This window comes from Pseudoxanthomonas mexicana (assembly GCF_014397415.1).
Lineage (GTDB): Bacteria > Pseudomonadota > Gammaproteobacteria > Xanthomonadales > Xanthomonadaceae > Pseudoxanthomonas_A > Pseudoxanthomonas_A mexicana.
Genome location: NZ_CP060731.1, coordinates 490,117 through 507,857 on the forward strand (window position 1 = coordinate 490,117; position 17,741 = coordinate 507,857).

The window sequence follows — 17,741 nt, forward strand, 5'->3', positions numbered from 1 at the left end:
GGCCGGATCTGACGCTGCCAAGTCCGCGGCCGCGGCTAGACTGGCGGCTCTCCCCCGCGAGGAACCGCCATGATCGACCTGTACTACTGGCCTACGCCCAACGGCCACAAGATCACGCTGATGCTGGAAGAACTGGCGGAAGCGGGGGCCAAGCTGGAATACCGGATCATTCCGGTGGATATCGGCAAGGGCGATCAGTTCAAGCCGGAGTACCTCGCGTTCTCACCCAACAACAAGATGCCGGCGATCATCGACCACGCGCCCGCCGATGGCGGCGAACCGATCAGCGTGTTCGAATCCGGCGCCATCCTGCTGTACCTGGCCAACAGGACCGGTCGCTTCTTCGGCGCCGACACGCGCCAGAAAGTGGCCGTGAACCAGTGGCTGATGTGGCAGATGGGCGGCCTGGGGCCCATGACGGGACAGTACGGCCACTTCACCGTCTACGCGCCGGAAAAGATCCCCTACGCCATCGACCGCTACACCCGCGAAGTGCAGCGCCTGCTCGGCGTGCTGGACAGGCAGCTGGCGAAGCACGCCCATGTGGCAGGCAGCGACTACAGCATCGCCGACATGGCGATCCATCCCTGGGTCAATGCCTACGACAAGGCGCCGCTGGACCTGTCGCCCTATCCGCATCTGCAACGCTGGCACGCGGAGATCGCGGCACGGCCTGCGGTGCAGCGTGCGTACGCGCTGAAAACGCAGGTCAATCCGGACGCCGGCAAACCGCTGACCGACGAAGAGCGCAAGCATCTGTTCGGCCGGTAGCGTGCGCCATGCGCACGACGCACGGTGTCGGGCCCAGCGGTCGTGCGCGCGGCGCACGCTACGGCGGCGGGTGCAATAATCCGGGCCTGACCGGCCCCGCCGCCCGAGAAACCTCATGCGCCTTGCCCTGTTCGCCCTGATGACCGTTGCCACCGCCCTGCCCGCCCACGCCGAGAAGCTCACCCTGGAAGCCATCACCGGCAGCGCGCCGCTGTCGGGTCCGACGCTCACAAAGCCGCAGATCGCACCGGACGGATCGCGGGTGACCTTCCTGCGCGGCAAGGACACCGACCGCAATCGGCTGGACCTGTGGGAATACGACATCGCCAGCGGGCAGACGCGCCTGCTGGTGGATTCGTCGGTGGTGCTGCCGGGCGAGGAAGTGCTGAGCGACGAGGAAAAAGCGCGCCGCGAGCGCCAGCGCATCGCCGCGCTGTCGGGGATCGTCGACTACCAGTGGTCGCCCGATGGCAAGGCGCTGCTGTTCCCGCTCGGCGGGGAGCTGTATTTCTACGACCTGACGAAGTCCGGCAGGGACGCGGTGCGCAAGCTCACCAACGGCGGCGGCTTCGCCACCGATCCGAAGATCTCGCCCAAGGGCGGCTTCGTCAGCTTCATACGCGACCGCAACCTCTGGGTCATTGACCTGGCCAGCGGCAAGGAAGTGCAGCTGACCCGCGACGGCAGCGACACCATCGGCAACGGCGTGGCCGAGTTCGTCGCCGACGAGGAGATGGACCGCCACACCGGCTACTGGTGGGCGCCGGACGATGCGGCCATCGCGTTCGCGCGTATCGACGAAACGCCCGTGCCGGTGCAGAAGCGTTATGAGGTCTATCCGGATCGCACTGAAGTGGTCGAGCAGCGCTACCCCGCCGCCGGCGACCACAACGTACTCGTGCAGTTGGGCGTGATCGCGCCGAAGACCGGTGCCCGGCCGCGCTGGATCGATCTGGGCAAAGGCCCGGACATCTACCTGGCGCGCGTGGACTGGCGAGACCCGCAGCGCCTGACCTTCCAGCGCCAGTCGCGCGACCAGAAGAAGCTCGAGCTTATAGAGACAACGCTGACGAACGGCACGCAGCGCACGCTGGTGACGGAGACCTCGACCACCTGGGTACCGCTGCACAACGACCTGCGCTTCCTGAAGGACGGACGCTTCCTGTGGTCGTCGGAGCGCAGCGGGTTCGAGCATCTCTACATCGCGTCGGAAAACGGATCGACGCTGACCGCGCTGACGCAGGGCGAATGGGTCGTCGATGGCCTGCTGGCGATCGATGAAACCGCCGGCCTGGCCTATGTGAGCGGCACGCGCGACGGCGCCACGGAAGCGCATGTCTACGCCGTGCCTCTGTCCGGCGGCGAGCCGCGTCGGTTGACGCAGGCGCCCGGCATGCACGCGGCCACCTTCGCGCGCAACGCCAGCGTCTTCGTCGACAGCTGGTCCAGCGACACCACCCTGCCGCAGATCGAACTGTTTAAAGCCGATGGCACCAAGCTGGCGACCCTGCTCGTCAACGACGTCTCCGACGCGACGCACCCGTACGCGAAGTACCGCGCCGCGCACCAGCCGACCGCCTACGGCACGCTGACCGCCGCGGATGGCACCACGCCGCTGCACTACAGCCTGATCAAGCCGGCCGGCTTCGATCCGAAGAAGCAGTACCCCGTCGTGGTCTTCGTCTATGGCGGCCCCGCCGCACAGACGGTGACGCGCGCCTGGCCCGGCCGCAGCGACAGTTTCTTCAACCAATATCTGGCCCAGCAGGGCTACGTGGTGTTTTCGCTGGACAACCGTGGCACGCCCCGTCGGGGTGCGGCCTTCGGCGGTGCGCTGTACGCCAAGCAAGGCACGGTGGAGGTGGACGACCAGCTACGCGGCATCGAATGGCTGAAGTCGCAGGCGTTCGTCGATCCGGCGCGCATCGGCGTGTACGGCTGGTCCAACGGCGGCTACATGACGCTGATGCTGCTGGCGAAGCACAGCGAGGCCTACGCCTGCGGTGTGGCGGGCGCGCCGGTCACCGACTGGGCGCTGTACGACACCCACTACACCGAGCGCTACATGGATCTGCCGAAGGCGAACGAAGCCGGCTACCGCGAGGCCAGCGTGTTCACCCACGTGGACGGCATCGGTGCCGGCAAGCTGCTGCTGATCCACGGCATGGCCGACGACAATGTGCTGTTCACCAACTCCACCAAGCTGATGAGCGAACTGCAGAAGCGCGGCACGCCGTTCGAGCTGATGACCTATCCCGGCGCCAAGCACGGCCTGCGCGGCAGCGATCTGCTGCATCGCTACCGGCTGACCGAGGATTTCCTTGGCCGCTGCCTGAAGCCGTAAGCGTTCAACGGGAAACGACCGGAGCCCGCGCATGCACGCCACCACCCCACCCCCCTCCACCTGGTGGAGCCGCAACTGGAAGTGGTGCGTACCGGTGCTGGCGGCGCTGCTGCTCGCGCTGTTCGCCGCCTTCGTGTTCGGGATCCTGATGCTGGTCTTCGGCGCGATGAAATCCTCCGAACCCTACCGGCATGCGATGAAGCAGGCGCAGACCGATCCTGCCGTCACAGCCGCGCTCGGCGCCCCGATCCAGGCCGGTTGGCTGGTGCAGGGCAATTTCAGCAGCAACGGCCCCGACGGCGAAGCCAACCTGTCCATCCCGCTGGACGGCCCGAAGGCCGACGGCACGCTGTTCGTCGTGGCGAAGAAGCACGCCGGCGAGTGGCGCTACGAAACACTGGCGGTGAACGTGGACGGCGGCGAGCGGATCGTGCTGGAAGACGACGCGGCGATGCCACTGCCCTGATCCCCGAACGAAGAAGGCGGCCCAGGGCCGCCTTCGCGCATCCGATCCTGGCGGACTGCGTCAGGGTTTAGGCGCGGGATCGGGTACCACGAGGGACGGATCCACCGGCGTGCCCGGCGGCACGTAGATGGCCACACCGGCGGCCTGCTTCTGCGTGGTGGGAATGCCCACGCTCAGTCCGCCACCCGAGTGGCGGCCGTAGCTGCCTGCACCGACCGACATGCCTACCGGCGAACCGCTGGAGCCCACGCCCAGCAGGACGACGCCGTTGGCGCCGAGGGCGGCAGCTTCGCGCTTCAGGCGCGCCACGGCGGCATCGGTCTGGCCCTGGGTGCCGAAGCCGACCGCGCTCTTGGACTCCAGCTGCGCGATTTCCTGCGAACCTGCCGGTGGCGTGCGATAGATCTGCACCTGCGCAGGATCGATCGGCGCGCGGGCCTGGCCCAGCATGACCTTGGAGCTGCCCGCGCACCCGGCGACAAGCGCGGCGGCGAGCACGATGGCAACGGTACGGAACGACATGGTGGCTTCTCCCGGTGGCCCAGCGGCGATGTTCCGCCGCACCGCCTGAATACTGGCATATCCCGTCGCCGGGCGGTGCCACGGGGCGGCGGGTTATCATTTCACCTTGACCATGCGCCTGTTCCCCGCACGATGAGCTCCGCTCCCGACCTCCCGCCCGCGCCGCAGCGGCTGGCGGTCGACTACATCCACGCTCCCGGCCCGCAGGCGCTGCTCGGCATGTCCGAAACGTTGGCGGTGTTCGGGTTCGGCGCGCTTGCGCCCAGCTCGGCCGCCATCGACGATCCCCGCTACCTGCACGTACCGCTCTCGCCGCTGCGTGAAGCCGCCGCGCCGTACGAGGTGTGGCGCTCGGCCGGCCCGGTGGCGACGGGGCGCGAAGGCGCCATCCGCTACAGCCACGATGGCGCGCTGATGTTCGGCGTGCTGGAGTGGGAAGAACCGGACGGCGGCATCCTGCATGCGAGCGCCCATGCGTATGCCGCGCTGGTGGCATTCTGGCGGGACAGCGACTATCCGCACCTGCTGCGCATCTGGAACTACTTCGATGCGATCACCCTGGGCGAAGGCGACAGCGAGCGCTACCGGCAGTTCTGCGTCGGTCGCGTGCAGGGCCTGGGCGATGTGGACACGCGCACGCTGCCGGCCGCCACCGCCATCGGCAGCCGTGACGGTCGCCGCGTGCTGCAGGTGTATTGGCTGGCCGCTCGCGAGCCCGGCGTGCCGCTGGAGAATCCGCGCCAGGTCAGCGCCTACCGCTACCCGCGCGAGTACGGCCCGCAGTCGCCAACGTTCGCGCGCGCCCTGTTGCCGCCTTCGCCACGCGTGCCGCTGCTGCTGTCGGGCACGGCGAGCATCGTCGGCCATGCGTCGCAGCATGCCGATTCGCTGCGCGCCCAATTGGACGAAACACTGACCAACCTCGACAGCCTGCTGGGCGCGGCGCGCGAACGCGCACCGACGCTGTCGCCGCACCTGGACGGCACCTCGCGACTGAAGGTCTACGTGCGCGACGCGGCCGATGCCGATGCCGTCGCCGCGCAGCTGGAAGCCCGCCTGGGCACGCGCGTGCCGTGGCTGATGCTGCATGCCGATGTCTGCCGGCGCGAACTCTTGGTCGAGATCGAGGGCATGCACGGCGTCGGCGCTTGAAGCGGCGCCGCCGCGTCTGCATAGTGCAGGCATGAGGCGCCGCAACGCGCGCCCGACCGCGGAGGATGTGCGATGGGACTGATCAGCCTGCTGTGGGGCATCGTCGCGATGCTGTGGATGGTGCTGGCCCTCATTCCCCTGCTGGGCTGGGGCAACTGGTTCCTGATCCCGTTCGCGGCGGTGGGCGCGATCATCGCGGCCGTCGGCATCCTGTTCACCCGCACCGAGCACCGTGGCCGCGCCAAGGCCGGGCTGGTGCTCAACGGCATCGTCATCGTGGTGGGGATCATCCGCCTGTCGCTGGGTGGCGGGATCGTCTGACACGCCTCCGAACGCAGCGTTCCGCGCTGCGACCGCCTGTCGCAGGCCCGGCCGGGCCGCGCGGGCGTATCATGCGGCGCTCTGCCAGGAGCCCACGATGGCCTTTCCGTATACCCGCCCGCGCCGCATGCGCCGCGACGAGTTCTCCCGCCGGCTGATGCGCGAGAACGTGCTGACCACCAACGACCTGATCTATCCCGTGTTCGTGCACGAGGAGAAGGGCCGGGTGCCAGTGGCCTCGATGCCGGGCGTCGAGCGGCTTTCGATCGATGAACTGCTGCGCGTGGGCGAGGAAGCGCTGGAACTGGGCGTGCCGGTGCTCGACCTGTTCGGCGTGCCCGATCCGGCGGCGAAGACCGCCGACGGCCGCATCGCCTGGGACGAGCACGGCATCATCCCGCGTGCGATACGCGCCCTGAAGGCGCGCTTCCCCGAACTGGGCGTGATGAGCGACCAGGCGCTGGATCCGTACACCACGCACGGCCAGGACGGACTGATCGACGACACCGGCTATATCCTCAACGACGAGACCATCGAGGCGCTGGTGAAGCAGTCCCTCGCGCATGCCGCCGCCGGCGTGGACATCCTCTCGCCCAGCGACATGATGGATGGCCGCATCGGCGCGATCCGCGAGGCGCTGGAGAAGGCCGGCTTCATCAACACCCGCATCATGTCGTACGCCGCCAAGTACGCCAGCGCGTTCTACGGCCCGTTCCGCAGCGCGGTGGGCAGCGCCGGCAACCTGGGCAAGGGCAACAAGTTCACCTACCAGATGGACCCGGCCAACTCGAACGAAGCCCTGCACGAGATCGCGCTGGACCTGGACGAAGGTGCGGACATGGTGATGGTCAAGCCGGGCCTGCCGTACCTGGACGTGATCCGCCGGGTGAAGGACGAGTTCGGCGTGCCGACGTTCGCGTACCAGGTGAGCGGCGAGTACGCGATGATCAAGGCCGCCGCCGCGAACGGCTGGCTGGACGAGAAGGCGTGCGCGCTGGAAGCACTGACCGCGTTCAAGCGCGCTGGCGCGGACGGCGTGCTGACCTATTTCGCGCTGGATGCGGCGCGCTGGCTGCGCAGCGGCTGACGTCGACCGCATGCGCTGGCGTGAAACGGGAGCCCTGCGGCTCCCGTTTTTGTTCCTGTTCCCGAATCAGAACCGCGCTTCGACGCCCAACGTCACCGTGTCGGCACGGTTGAAGTCGCAGTCGTAGGTGTAGTCGTCATCGCAGTCGCTGTCGTAGTACTCGTCGGCGTAGACGAATCCCGTGTACCCCAGCGTGATGTTGAAGTGGCGGTTGATGTCCACGCCGACCGCGAGGCCGGCATAGCCGCCATCGGTGGAGAAGTCGCCACCGCCGGGGATGTCCTGTTCCGCGTCGAAGTAACCGCCGCGCACCATCATGAACCAGGGGCTCTCGCCGAAGCTCATGCGCGCGTTGGCGCCCACGGCCTTATAGGTGGCCTTCGGATAGCGCCAGCCACCATCGGTCGTTTCGTCCAGCCGGCCTCCCGACAGCTCCACGCCCACCTGCGTCCACGGACCGGCCTGCCAACGGTAGCCGGCGCTGACAGCCACGGCGTCCTGTTCGACGTCTTCATAGATCCAGCCCTGGCCGGCCTGCACGCCGACGAAGAAGCCGCCGTCGTCCTGTTCGCGCGCAGCGGTGTCGAAGGTGGCGGCATAGGGGGCCGGTGCCGGCGCCGCGACGGGAGCAGGTGCCGGCGGCGCGGCATCGGTCTGCACCGGCGTCGCCGGTTGCGTGGGCGCGGGTGCCGGCGCTTCCTTCTTGCGGAAGGCGTCGTAGGCCGGCGAGAGGGACTGGGCCTGGGCGTGGAAGGCGAAGGCCACCAGGGCCAGCGGCAGGCAACGGAACAGCGTCATCGGATTTCCCCTTTCGGTCATGGTGATGTCCCCGCGTCCTTGCGGTACCGGCGGGGTGGCGTGGGTGCTCGGCTTGCGCCGCTAAGGCCTGCACATGCGGGGGCGTCGCGTGGCCGGTTCGCGGCCCGTGGATGCCCGCCCGGTTCCGGATGCGATGGAGGGTGACCGGACTCCCCTTCCGGCCCGCCTGTCGCCGTGATCCCTGGCGCCTTTGCAGCGGCGGCACAGTGCCGCGGCACCCACGGCCTGTCAAGCCGCCGGCCGCGCGCGGTAGACTCGGTCGGAGCGGCAGCGGCGCCCTCGTTCGCGGCGCGTCCCTGCGGCATCCCATTCCTCCTTTCCGACGGGGTCCCGCACCATGTCCAGCCATCGCTACGCCGTCTTCGGCCATCCCGTCGCCCATTCGTTGTCGCCACGCATCCACGCCGCGTTCGCGCAGCAGGCCGGCATCGCGCTGGAATACACCGCCATCGATGCGGCCCCGCACGATTTCGTCGCCGCGCTCGACCGCTTCGCCGACGACGGTGGCGCGGGCGCCAACGTCACCCTGCCGCTGAAAGAAGCGGCCTTCGCGATCTGCGCGCAGACCACCGACCGCGCGCGCCGCGCCGGTGCCGTCAACACGCTGACCCGGAACGAGGGCCAGTGGCATGGCGACAATACCGACGGCGCCGGACTGGTGCGCGACCTGACCGGTCGCCACGGTCTGGACCTGCGCGCACGGCGTGCGCTGCTGCTCGGCGCCGGCGGCGCGGCGCGCGGCGTGGCGCCTGCGTTGCTGGACGCGGGCATCAGCGAACTGATCATCGTCAACCGCACGGCCGAACGCGCGGACGCGCTGGCCGATGCACTGGGCGAACCCGACCGCGCGCACTCGCGCTACTGGCGGGACCTGGGCGACTTGGGCGACTTCTCGCTGATCGTCAACGCCACCTCGGCCTCGCGGCAGGACCAGGGCGCATTCACCCTGCCCTTCCACCTGGCCACGCCGCGCACGCTGGCCGTGGACCTGAACTACGGCGAGGCCGCCATCCCGTTCCTCGCCTGGGCGCGCGCCGCCGGCTGCCACGATGCGGTGGATGGACTGGGCATGCTGGTGGAACAGGCCGCCGAAGCGTTCGAGCACTGGCATGGCGTGCGCCCGGACACCGACCCGGTCTACGCCGCGCTGCGCGACCGGGACAAGGTGCTGGTGACGGCGGATTGAGCGGCGCGCCTGCGTTACCCTGCATGCAATCACGAATGGAGTAGCGCATGGACGGCTTCCTCACCCAACTGCTGACGATGCTGGGCTACCAGCTGCCCGAACTGCTGGCCTGCGTGGCCGGCGTGGCCATGCTGTCGATGTGGGCGCCCGCCGCGCCGGGACGGCCGCTCGCGCTGGCGGGCACGGGACTGATGCTGGCGGCCGCGGTGCTGCGCGGCGCGATGAGCGCCTGGCAGGCCTGGCTGATCCACAGTGCGGCCGATGGATACGCCTCGATCAGCGGGATGATGTCGCTGTTCGGCGCCGTCGGCATGCTGCTCGGCGTGGTGTCCGCGGCAGGCCTGGTGATGCTGGCCTGGGGTGCCAGCAAGGCGATGCAGGCGGCACGCGCACCCGCCTAGGCGATAACTGCATACCCGCGGCGCGGATCGGAATAGGTCCGTGCGCACTTCGCGCGATGCCGGCCGGTAGCATCGTGGCATGACCCGACGCCTGCTGACCCTGCTCCTGTGCCTGGCAACCCTGCTGCCCTGCATCGCCCTGGCGCAAGACCAGTTCAAGGTGCTGGTGGTGGCCATTCCCAACCGCTACCACCACGACTACACCGTGGTCGCCAAGCCGCAGTTCGAACGCATGGCGCAGCGGCATGGCGTCGACCTGACCTGGTCGTGGAACAGCGCCCCTTTCGACGGCGACCTGTCGCCGTATGCCGCCATCGTGCTGCTCAACACGCCGGGCGATGAGTTGAAGGCCGCACAGCGCAAGAACTTCGAGACATACGTGCGCAAGGGTGGCGGCGTGGTCGCGGTGCATCGCGCCCTGATCTTCAACCCGCCCGGCGAGTGGCCGTGGTTCGAACGCCTGATCGGCCGCACGTTCCGCATCCACCCGAAGGTGCAGACGGCGACCGTGCGCGTGGAGGATGCGTCGTTCCCCGCCACCTTCGGCCTGCCGGCACGCTGGATCTGGACGGACGAGTGGTACGAGTTCAACGCACCGGTCACGCGCGGCCTGCGCACGGTGCTGAGCGTGGACGAAACGACCTACGACTCCACCCGCATCTGGCCCGGCCAGACCGCCAACGGCATGGGCGCGCACCATCCCGTGGCGTGGTACCACCATTACGACGGCGGGCGCGTGTTCGTGACCGCGCTGGGCCACACGCCGGCGCTGTACGACGATCCGCTGTACCTGGAACACCTGTACGGCGGGATCTGGTGGGCCGCGACCGGCAAGGGCATCGACGCGGCGCGCTGAGACTTCAGTCCGCCGTGGAAGCGGCGCACAGCTGCAGGCGGCGGCACAGGAAGGCGAGGTGCGCCTGTGGCGTATCCGCGCCGTCATACGGCAACACGGTCCAGCGTTCGCGTGCCTGCATGGCCTCGCCCGGCGCCAGCGTGCGGTACGGCGCATGCACTTCCATCTCCAGCAGGCCCGCGGCGATGTCCTCGCCGTGATCGAGATAGAGCTCGACCTGTCCCTGTTGCGGGTGGATGGCGCTGCGCGGCTGATGATCGAACCGGATGACAAAGGCCTGGCGATGCGCGAAACCGGCCATCCATCCTGCCGAGGGCTGCATCAGCACCTTCCCGCGACGGCTGGCGCCCGCCGTCGATGGCGGCAGGAAGGCGAACACCCCGGCGTCGATGCGCCATGCGGGCGCCATCGCTTCCGCGGCTTCGATGCGGACGTCGGCGGCAGTGGCGACCGGCACGTACACGCGGGTGGCGGCCGAGGTGCGCGTGTTGAACCAAAGATCGCGCGACACGGGCCGGTCGCGGATGTTGCGCGCCAGCGCGGACACCTCCAGCGTGGCCGGATCGGCGGGATCGAACGCGAACGACTTCAGCAAGCGCACGCCGGTGACCGGGCTGTCGATGCCTTCCAGCACCAGCCGATCGGGTGCGCGCGCCACCACGCGCGTCTGCGCGAAAGCCAGGTACGGATCCGGCGGCCACACGGCGCGGGCGTCGCGGCGCGCCGCGTTCACCTGCTGGTCGGACCACCATCCGCTCTGTGGACCGAGCCATACATCGTGGCCGAGATAGCCGATGTCGTCCGCGGTCGCCGATACCGCCGGGTTCGGTTGCGAGGCCACCGGATCGCCGATCTTGATCAGGCTGGGATGCCCCACCAAGCCGAAGGCGAGCACGCGCCCGCCCAGTGCAGGCGTGACCTCGAGGACTGCGTCACGCGACTGCAGGCGGATGCGTTCGACGTCCGCGGCATCGGCTGCGAACACGTGCATCCAGATCGCCGTCGCGAGCAGGAGGACCGCCTTCGTGCGCATGCCCGCCACTACAGCACGCCGTCTCGCTTCACCGCCAGGTAGCGCTCCACCAGCGCCGCCGGCAGCTCGTCCGCGGTGACATCCAGCACCATCACCCGGTGGCTGCGCAGGGCCTCGTGTGCGGCGGTGCGCTGCTCCAGGTAGCGCGCGACCGCGCCGGCATGGAGGGCGCCCTGCAGGTCGCGCACCTCCTCGGCGAGCGCGGCGTCCAGCGATTTCTCGCGCAGGCTGGCCACGAAGACCAGGTGGCGCCGCTGCAGCAGCCGCACCGACGCCAGCAGATCGTCGATGTCCTCGTCGCGCACGTTGGTGACCAGCATCACCAGCGCGCGCCGGCGTTGCCGCAGGCTCAGTTCGGTGGCCGCGGCCAGGTAGTCGGTGGCCACCGCGCGCGGTTGCAGGTCGTAGCTGGCGCGCAGCAGCGTGTCGATCGCCGCCATGCCGCGCTGTGGCGCAACCCAGCGGCTGTCGCCGCCGGCGGCGAACAGGCCCACGCCGTCGCCCTGCCGCAGCGCCAGGTACGACACCACCAGCGACGCATTGAGCACGTGGTCGAAATGGCCCAGCGCATCCTCGCGCGCCATCATCCGGCGGCCGGTGTCGATCAGCATCACCAGCTGCTGGTTCTTCTCGTCCTGGTACTCGCGCGAGATCAGCTTGCGCGAGCGCGCGGTGGCCTTCCAGTCGACCTGGCGCAGGCTGTCGCCGACGCGGTACTCGCGCATCTGGTGGAAGTCGGTACCCTCGCCGCGCCGGCGCTTCAGGTGCGCACCCACCAGGCGCGAAGCCTGTTCGGCACTGAACAGCGCGAAACGCGCCAGCGGCGCGAAGTTGGGGTACACGCGCACCCGCTGCGGCACGCCGGCCACACGCGACTGCCGCCACAGCGCCAGCGTCGAGCGCAAGCGCAGCTGCACGCCGTCGAAGCGGGCATCGCCGCGCGCGGTGGGACGCAGGCGGTAGGTGAAGCGCGTCGCCGACACCGGCGCCAGCGACAGCCGGCGCGGCAGGCCCGACGACGTCCATCCGCCCGGATGCAGGTCGAATACCTCCAACCGCTGCCGGACGTGCGTCTCGAAGCACAGCGCCACGTCGCGCTCGATGCCCAGCGGCAGCGCTTCCGGCACTTCGCGCACCACGTCCGGCGTGGGCCGGCCCCGCAGGCGCCACGCATCCAGCGCCGCGATCATCAGCATCGCGCCGCCCGCCAACTGCCATTGCCACAGCGGCCAGCCGAGGAACGGCACAGCCAGGCCGGCCAGACCCCAGCCTGCGAGCAGGGCGATGAGCAGCGGTGCCGGCCTCATTTCCGGGGCGCGTCCACCTTGGCCAGCAACGCACGCAACGCATCGTCCGGCGACTGGCCTTCGATCTGCAGTTCGGGCGCCAGTGTGATGCGGTGGCGCAGCGCAGGCCGCGCGATGTCGCGCACGTCGTCAGGGGTGACGAAGTCGCGCCCCTGCAGCACCGCCTGCGCACGCGCCGCGCGCACCAGCGCCAGGCTGCCGCGCGGTCCCGCGCCCAGCGCGATGCCGGGCCAGGTGCGCGTGGCGGCGACGATGCGCACGGCATAGTCGATGACTTCCGGATCCACCCGCACGGCCGCGGTGTCGCGCTGCATGGCGACGATGTCGGCCGCGCCCAGCACGCGCCCGACCTGCGACAGGTCGAAGTCGGCGGCGGTGCGTCCGGTGGTGATGGCATCCACCATGCGCTTCTCGTCCTCGATCGCCGGGTAGTCGATCAGCACCTTCAGCAGGAACCGGTCCAGCTGCGCCTCCGGCAGCGGATAGGTGCCCTCCTGCTCCACCGGGTTCTGGGTGGCCAGGGTGATGAAGGGCGGCGCCAGTTCGAACGACTTGCCTTCGATGGTCACCTGGCCTTCCTGCATCACCTCCAGCAGCGCCGACTGGGTCTTGGCCGGTGCACGGTTGATCTCGTCGGCCAGCAGGATGTGGGTGAACACCGGGCCGCGACGGATCTTGAAGCTCTCGGTCTTCGGGTCGTAGACCGCGTGGCCGCTGACGTCGCCGGGCATCAGGTCCGGGGTGAACTGCACGCGCGCGTAGGTCAGTTCCAGCGCCTGCGCCAGCGCGCGCACCAGCAGGGTCTTGCCCAGCCCGGGCACGCCCTCGATCAGCACGTGACCCCCGGCGAGCAGGGCGATGAGGATCTGGTCCAGCACGTCCGGCTGGCCGATGAAAGCCTTGGACACCTCCTCGCGCACGGCATCGACGCGCGCGGACAGCGCAGTGCCGGGCGTCGGGGGAAGCGCGGGCGGGGCGGCGGCGGTCTGGTCGTTCATAGGCGGTTTCTCAGGTGGATCAGCAGGGCGATGCGGTCGCGGAAAGCCTGCCGGTCGTGCGAGGCAGGGGCATGGAGGGCGGTGTGGATGCGGTCGGCGGGCAGGCCGGTGCGCTCGGCGATGGCGGCCACCTGCGGCTCGCCCGACAGCGCGGCGGCCACCGCATCGCGGCGGCGCAGGCGTGCCAGGAAAGCCTGGCGGACCGCGGCGTACAGCATGACGCCGCGACCGTAGCGGTAGAGGTGCTCGCCGCTGGCGCGCACGTGTTCCAGCAATGAGCGGCGTTCCGCCGCCGGCGCAGGCACGGGTGGACCGAAGCGCTGCATGCGCATCCACAGCCAGGCCGCCAGCGCGAGCAGCAGCGGCGCCCACACCATCCAGCCGCGCAGCAGCATCGTGCGCCACAGCGAGGGCATCTGCGCCGCATAGACCAGGTGGACGGTACCGAGCCCGTAGTTGGGGGCGAGCACCTGACGCGCCAGCGCACGGTGCGGTCCGTCGCGCAGGCCGCCGTCGGGCGGCACGTCCATCGCCTGCCGCGCCAGCGGGCGCGACGCGGTGTTGGTCATGAAATCGAAGTCGGCCAGCAGGTCCACATGGCCGCGTCCGCGCGCCAGTCGCGCATAGACATACCCGGCCTGCAGGTCGCCCCAGGCGAGCTCGGGGACCTCGCCCTCGAAGGCGAAGCGGCGGCCGGCACAGAACTCGACGTGGTGGTCTTCGCCCTCGACCTGGAAATCCACGCAGCCCGGGCTCTCTTCCACCAGCCAGGCCGACAGGCGGTCCAGCAGCGGAACCTGCGGTGCATCCGGACCCGCCACATCCTCGCCCGGCGAATACAGCGGCGTGCGCACCAGCAGGTGGCCGCCCCCTTCCACCCAGTCCAGCAGGCGTTCGGCATCGGGGGGCGAGAGCGTGCGCGGATCGTTGAACAGCAGCAGCGTGTCCGTGGGCGCGAGCGCGTTGTCGTCCAGCAGCAGGCGCTGGCGCGCGTTGACCTTCACGCCATCGGCTTCCAGCGTCTTCGCCAGCGCGTACAGCGGGTTGTAGGCGGCTTCGCCGGTGGGCGGCAGGTACAGCGTCTTCTCGACCCGGTGGAACGTGTGCCGGAACCACGCCACCAGCAGCACCAGCACCAGGGCGATCACCAGCACGGCCACGCCCACCAGCCGGCCGTTGCGACGCGCCGCGGTCACGACACCCACCCGTAGCGCTGCTGCAGTTCGCCCAGCAGCGCCTCGAATTCGTCGTCATCCGGCAGCCGCTCCGCATAGGCCGCGTACTGCCAGATCCTGACCACGCGCGCGAAGGCCTGGCGGTCCGCCGCCTGCGGCATGCGGCGCGAGGCGCGCAGGCACTCGGCCTCGGTCGCGCCCGGCGGCAGCACGATGTCGGCGCGCCGCACCATGCTGTCCACGCTGGCGCGATAGAGCAGCGCCAGCGCATGCCGCGGACGTCCTTCGCGCCATGCGCGCCGTGCCGCGGTGGCGATGTCCTCCGGCAGGGTCTCGGGCAAAGTGAGGGCTTCGGTCACGGCCGGCTCCGGCGCCACCGCGGGCGAGCGCGCCAGGCCCCGCATCCACGGCCACCAGTGGCGCACCGTCACCAGCAGGGCCAGCACCAGCACGCCCACGACCAGCCACAGGCCCCATTCGCCGATGAAGGCCACCACGTTGCCAATGCCGCCCAGCAGGGCCTTGTCGCGGACCGCCACCTCCGGGTCCTGTTCCGGCGCGCGCTGGCGTCGTTCCCACGAGGTCTGGGTGTGCCGACGGTCGAGCAGCGGATCGCGGTACGCCTGGTCGGCCGCCTTGCGGAACGCACGGTCATCGACGCGCTGGTCGCCGAACACGATCGGCAGGGTCGGCGGTGTGGGCGCATCGCGCGGCGGCGCCGGTGCGGCGGATGGTGGCGTGGGACGCTCGCCATGCCGCTCCTGCGCCAGCGCGCCGTCCGTGCCGGTCCACAGCATCACGGCCAGCAACAGCGGCGCAGCAGCCGACAGGCGCGCACGCAGGGTGCGGAACACGATCTCCAGGTCCCAGGCCTCGATCTGCGTGCGCCGGTTGAGATACAGGCCGAAGCCCGCCCCCACGTAGAACGGCTCCACCACGCTGATCGCCGCCCACGCCAGCGCATTCCACCCCAGCTTCAGCCATGCCGGCCATTCCGTCGCCAGCATCCCGAACGCCGCCTGCATGCTGTCCGGCAGCAGGTCCTGCGGCAGGTACATCACCACCGCCGCCACACCGCCCAGCAGCAACGCGGTTTCGAAGTGCAGGCACACCAGCGTCAGCAGGATGGCCGTGCCGTAGGCCTGCCCGGCCAGTATCCGGCGACGCTGGCGCAGGCGTTCGCCCTGCACCCCCTCCAGCAGGTCGATCGGCAGGTACAGCGAGCGCACCGGCGACAGCCGCCGCCACGTCAGCAGGTGCGGCAACACGCGTACGCCCCACGATGCCTGCGCGCGCAGCGTCTCGCGCGTGCCCGGCACGCTGCCGAACACCGCGCGCGAGATGACGTACAGCGGGATGCGGTCGAAGGCCGGCTTCAGCCACCACATGAGCGCGGCCGCCAACCAGAACTGGTCGATCCACCACGCACCGAGATTCAGCAGCGCGAACACCGGCAGCGTCAGCCACCACCAGGGCTTCCAGATGGCGCCTGCATGCCGGCGCACCAGCGCCATGCCCAGCTCCACGGCCTCCCAGTCCGAACGCGCGCGCAGCCGGACGGTCAGCTGCTCAATCCGCATCAGCCACCCCGCGTCCGCCGAAACCCAGCCACACCGCCACCAGCGTCCACAGCACCCCGGACACGCTGTACTTCACCGCCGCGGGAATGGACTGCGTCGACGACCAGAACGCCTCGATGAAGGCCGCCACCAGCAGCATGAAGGCCACGCCGAGGCACAGCCGTGCGCCTTTGGCGCCGGCATGGGCCAGCGCATCCACGCGCCGCCGTCGCCCGGGCGCGATCAGCCCCAGCCCCAGTCGCAGGCCGGCGCCACCGGCCAGCACGATGGCGGTCAGTTCGAACGGCGCATGCCCGCACACGAACCGCCATAGCGGATCGCCATAGCCGATCTGCTGCAGGTGGCCGAACACCGTGCCGATGCCCACGCCGTTGACCACCAGCACGAACAGCGCACCCACGCCCGCCAGCAGGCCGCCGGCGAAGGTGCGCAGGCCGATGCTGATGTTGTTCCAGATGTACACGCCGAACATCTGCCAGTCGCTGCCGCTCTCGCGCCCCAACGCATGGCGCGCATCGCTGGGGTCGTACATGCGCTCGTACATGGCCACCTGCTCGGGCGAGGCCAGGCTGTACACCAGCTCCGGCCGGACCTGCAGCAGCACGAACATCAGCACCAGCGGCACCACGAACACCACCGCGGCCACCGTCATGCAGCCGGCCTCGCTGCGCACCAGCCGAGGGAAATCCGCCAGCAGGAAACGCACCGCGTGCTGCCAGCGCGGCGGCGGCGTGCGGTACAGCACGCCATGGCCCTGCTGCATCAGCGCCTGCAACCGGTCCACCACCACCGGGCTGTAGCCGCGCCGGCGCGCCAGCGCCAGGTGCTGGCAGATGCGCCGGTAGCGTGCGGGCACGTCCTCGTCGGTCAGCACGCCGTTGTTGCGCTCATGGCGCGCGCGGCGTGCGCTGCCACCGCGCGCCTGCAGCCAGGATTCGAAGGCCACCCATTCGGCCTGGTGGCGGGCGACGAACTGCTCCTGCCTCATCGCCGCCCCAACAGCCAGTTGGCCATGCCGTACAGGCGCTGCACGCCCACCTGTCCGCGCGCGCCGGTGACCGGCTCGGCCAGGTTGGCCAGTTCCTCCTGCCGGGCAGGCGTGAGCCGCGGCGCGCGTTCGCCGAAGGCGACGATGGCGCCCTGTTCTTCCGGCGACAGCCGCGCCGGCGGCACGAACACGGTATTGACCGGCGCCGGCGCGTGTTCGCGCTCGCCGCCGGCATGCACCACCAGCGTGCCCGCCACCATGTCGCCCAGCCGGCGCGCGTGCGGATCGGCCAGGCAGGCGACCAGGCCGGCGGCATAACCGAACGGCAGCATGTCCACGGTGCGCAGCAGGTTGCGCGTGATCGCGGCCAGCCAGCCCACCGGAGCGCCATCGGCCGACACCACCCGCAGGCCGAGCGCCTTCTTGCCCGGCGTCTGCCCGCGCCAGACCGACTCGAGCACGATGGGGTAGGCCCAGAACACCAGGAACAGGCCGATCAGGTACAGGCCTTCGCCCACCTTGCCCAGCATCGCCAGCACCATGCCCATCAGCATCAGCACACCGATCCGGATGGCCAGGTCGATGCCCCACGCCAGCGCGCGCGGCACCGGGCCGGCGGCGGGCAGGTGCAAACCCACGCCTTCGGGCGTGACGACTTCGCGGTAGGTGTCCAGCATCAGGCGCGCACCCGGCGACGTCCCGCCTGCATGGGCAGGGGGGCCGCGCTGCATCCGA

General features: G+C 70.1%; 18 protein-coding genes. 9 read left to right on the forward strand and 9 right to left on the reverse strand.

Annotated features, from left to right (window positions below):
* The first annotated feature begins 69 nt into the window (after nucleotides 1-69).
* The 3 genes from IAE60_RS02365 to IAE60_RS02375 all read left to right on the forward strand — a co-directional run bounded on the left by IAE60_RS02365 (nucleotide 70) and on the right by IAE60_RS02375 (nucleotide 3,581).
* Nucleotides 70-771, forward strand: a complete 702-nt coding sequence (locus tag IAE60_RS02365) for a glutathione binding-like protein (protein ID WP_187573713.1) — start codon at nucleotides 70-72, stop codon at nucleotides 769-771.
* A 115-nt stretch (nucleotides 772-886) separates the two neighbouring features.
* Nucleotides 887-3,115, forward strand: coding sequence for a S9 family peptidase (locus IAE60_RS02370; RefSeq protein ID WP_187573714.1), 2,229 nt, complete (start codon nucleotides 887-889; stop codon nucleotides 3,113-3,115).
* Between the two features lie 31 nt (nucleotides 3,116-3,146).
* A complete protein-coding gene (locus tag IAE60_RS02375; protein ID WP_187573715.1) occupies nucleotides 3,147-3,581 on the forward strand; it encodes a cytochrome c oxidase assembly factor Coa1 family protein in 435 nt (144 codons plus the stop codon).
* A gap of 60 nt (nucleotides 3,582-3,641) precedes the next feature.
* On the opposite strand, the gene IAE60_RS02380 is transcribed toward IAE60_RS02375, so the two are convergent.
* On the reverse strand, nucleotides 3,642-4,103 hold the full coding sequence (locus tag IAE60_RS02380) for a hypothetical protein (RefSeq protein WP_162110790.1): 462 nt from the start codon (nucleotides 4,101-4,103) through the stop codon (nucleotides 3,642-3,644).
* A gap of 132 nt (nucleotides 4,104-4,235) precedes the next feature.
* Between IAE60_RS02380 and IAE60_RS02385 the strand changes: the two genes are divergently transcribed.
* From IAE60_RS02385 to hemB, 3 genes are all read left to right on the forward strand, one after another.
* On the forward strand, nucleotides 4,236-5,255 hold the full coding sequence (locus IAE60_RS02385) for a chorismate transformation FkbO/Hyg5 family protein (protein ID WP_187573716.1): 1,020 nt from the start codon (nucleotides 4,236-4,238) through the stop codon (nucleotides 5,253-5,255).
* Between the two features lie 72 nt (nucleotides 5,256-5,327).
* Nucleotides 5,328-5,576 carry a hypothetical protein gene (locus IAE60_RS02390; RefSeq protein WP_162110792.1) on the forward strand — a complete coding sequence of 83 codons (249 nt, stop codon included), beginning with the start codon at nucleotides 5,328-5,330 and terminating at the stop codon, nucleotides 5,574-5,576.
* A gap of 97 nt (nucleotides 5,577-5,673) precedes the next feature.
* The gene (gene hemB, locus IAE60_RS02395; RefSeq protein WP_187573717.1) at nucleotides 5,674-6,663 is read left to right on the forward strand and encodes a porphobilinogen synthase; all 990 of its coding nucleotides are present in this window, start codon (nucleotides 5,674-5,676) and stop codon (nucleotides 6,661-6,663) included.
* Nucleotides 6,664-6,729: 66 nt separating this feature from the next.
* On the opposite strand, the gene IAE60_RS02400 is transcribed toward hemB, so the two are convergent.
* A complete protein-coding gene (locus IAE60_RS02400) occupies nucleotides 6,730-7,461 on the reverse strand; it encodes an outer membrane beta-barrel protein (RefSeq protein WP_187573718.1) in 732 nt (243 codons plus the stop codon).
* Nucleotides 7,462-7,819: 358 nt separating this feature from the next.
* On the opposite strand from IAE60_RS02400, the gene aroE reads away from it, so the two are divergent.
* The 3 genes from aroE (at nucleotide 7,820) to IAE60_RS02415 (ending at nucleotide 9,925) form a co-directional block, all read left to right on the forward strand.
* Entirely contained in the window at nucleotides 7,820-8,668 is an 849-nt protein-coding gene (aroE, locus tag IAE60_RS02405) for a shikimate dehydrogenase (protein ID WP_187573719.1), read from the forward strand.
* Between the two features lie 47 nt (nucleotides 8,669-8,715).
* A complete protein-coding gene (locus IAE60_RS02410) occupies nucleotides 8,716-9,069 on the forward strand; it encodes a hypothetical protein (RefSeq protein WP_187573720.1) in 354 nt (117 codons plus the stop codon).
* A gap of 79 nt (nucleotides 9,070-9,148) precedes the next feature.
* Nucleotides 9,149-9,925: a ThuA domain-containing protein gene (locus IAE60_RS02415; protein ID WP_187573721.1), complete on the forward strand. Its 777-nt coding sequence runs from the start codon at nucleotides 9,149-9,151 to the stop codon at nucleotides 9,923-9,925.
* Between the two features lie 4 nt (nucleotides 9,926-9,929).
* Here the strand turns inward: IAE60_RS02415 and IAE60_RS02420 are convergent, their stop codons facing one another.
* The 7 genes from IAE60_RS02420 to IAE60_RS02450 are packed head-to-tail and all read right to left on the reverse strand — an operon-like array spanning nucleotide 9,930 to nucleotide 17,683.
* Nucleotides 9,930-10,958 (reverse strand): DUF4380 domain-containing protein, encoded by a 1,029-nt coding sequence (locus IAE60_RS02420; RefSeq protein ID WP_187573722.1) that lies wholly within the window; start codon nucleotides 10,956-10,958, stop codon nucleotides 9,930-9,932.
* Nucleotides 10,959-10,966: 8 nt separating this feature from the next.
* Nucleotides 10,967-12,265, reverse strand: coding sequence for a DUF58 domain-containing protein (locus IAE60_RS02425; RefSeq protein ID WP_187573723.1), 1,299 nt, complete (start codon nucleotides 12,263-12,265; stop codon nucleotides 10,967-10,969).
* Complete coding sequence (locus IAE60_RS02430; RefSeq protein ID WP_187573724.1) at nucleotides 12,262-13,263, reverse strand: AAA family ATPase; 1,002 nt, start codon at nucleotides 13,261-13,263, stop codon at nucleotides 12,262-12,264. The genes IAE60_RS02425 and IAE60_RS02430 overlap by 4 nt, the downstream gene beginning before the upstream one ends.
* Nucleotides 13,260-14,459, reverse strand: a complete 1,200-nt coding sequence (locus IAE60_RS02435; RefSeq protein ID WP_244966640.1) for a DUF4350 domain-containing protein — start codon at nucleotides 14,457-14,459, stop codon at nucleotides 13,260-13,262. Before IAE60_RS02435 ends, IAE60_RS02430 begins: the two co-directional genes overlap by 4 nt.
* Nucleotides 14,456-16,018, reverse strand: coding sequence for a DUF4129 domain-containing protein (locus IAE60_RS02440; protein WP_187573725.1), 1,563 nt, complete (start codon nucleotides 16,016-16,018; stop codon nucleotides 14,456-14,458). The genes IAE60_RS02435 and IAE60_RS02440 overlap by 4 nt, the downstream gene beginning before the upstream one ends.
* Nucleotides 16,008-17,006, reverse strand: a complete 999-nt coding sequence (locus IAE60_RS02445) for a stage II sporulation protein M (RefSeq protein ID WP_185894491.1) — start codon at nucleotides 17,004-17,006, stop codon at nucleotides 16,008-16,010. The genes IAE60_RS02440 and IAE60_RS02445 overlap by 11 nt, the downstream gene beginning before the upstream one ends.
* Nucleotides 17,003-17,683 carry an RDD family protein gene (locus IAE60_RS02450; RefSeq protein ID WP_162110928.1) on the reverse strand — a complete coding sequence of 227 codons (681 nt, stop codon included), beginning with the start codon at nucleotides 17,681-17,683 and terminating at the stop codon, nucleotides 17,003-17,005. Before IAE60_RS02450 ends, IAE60_RS02445 begins: the two co-directional genes overlap by 4 nt.
* Between the last annotated feature and the right edge of the window lie 58 nt (nucleotides 17,684-17,741).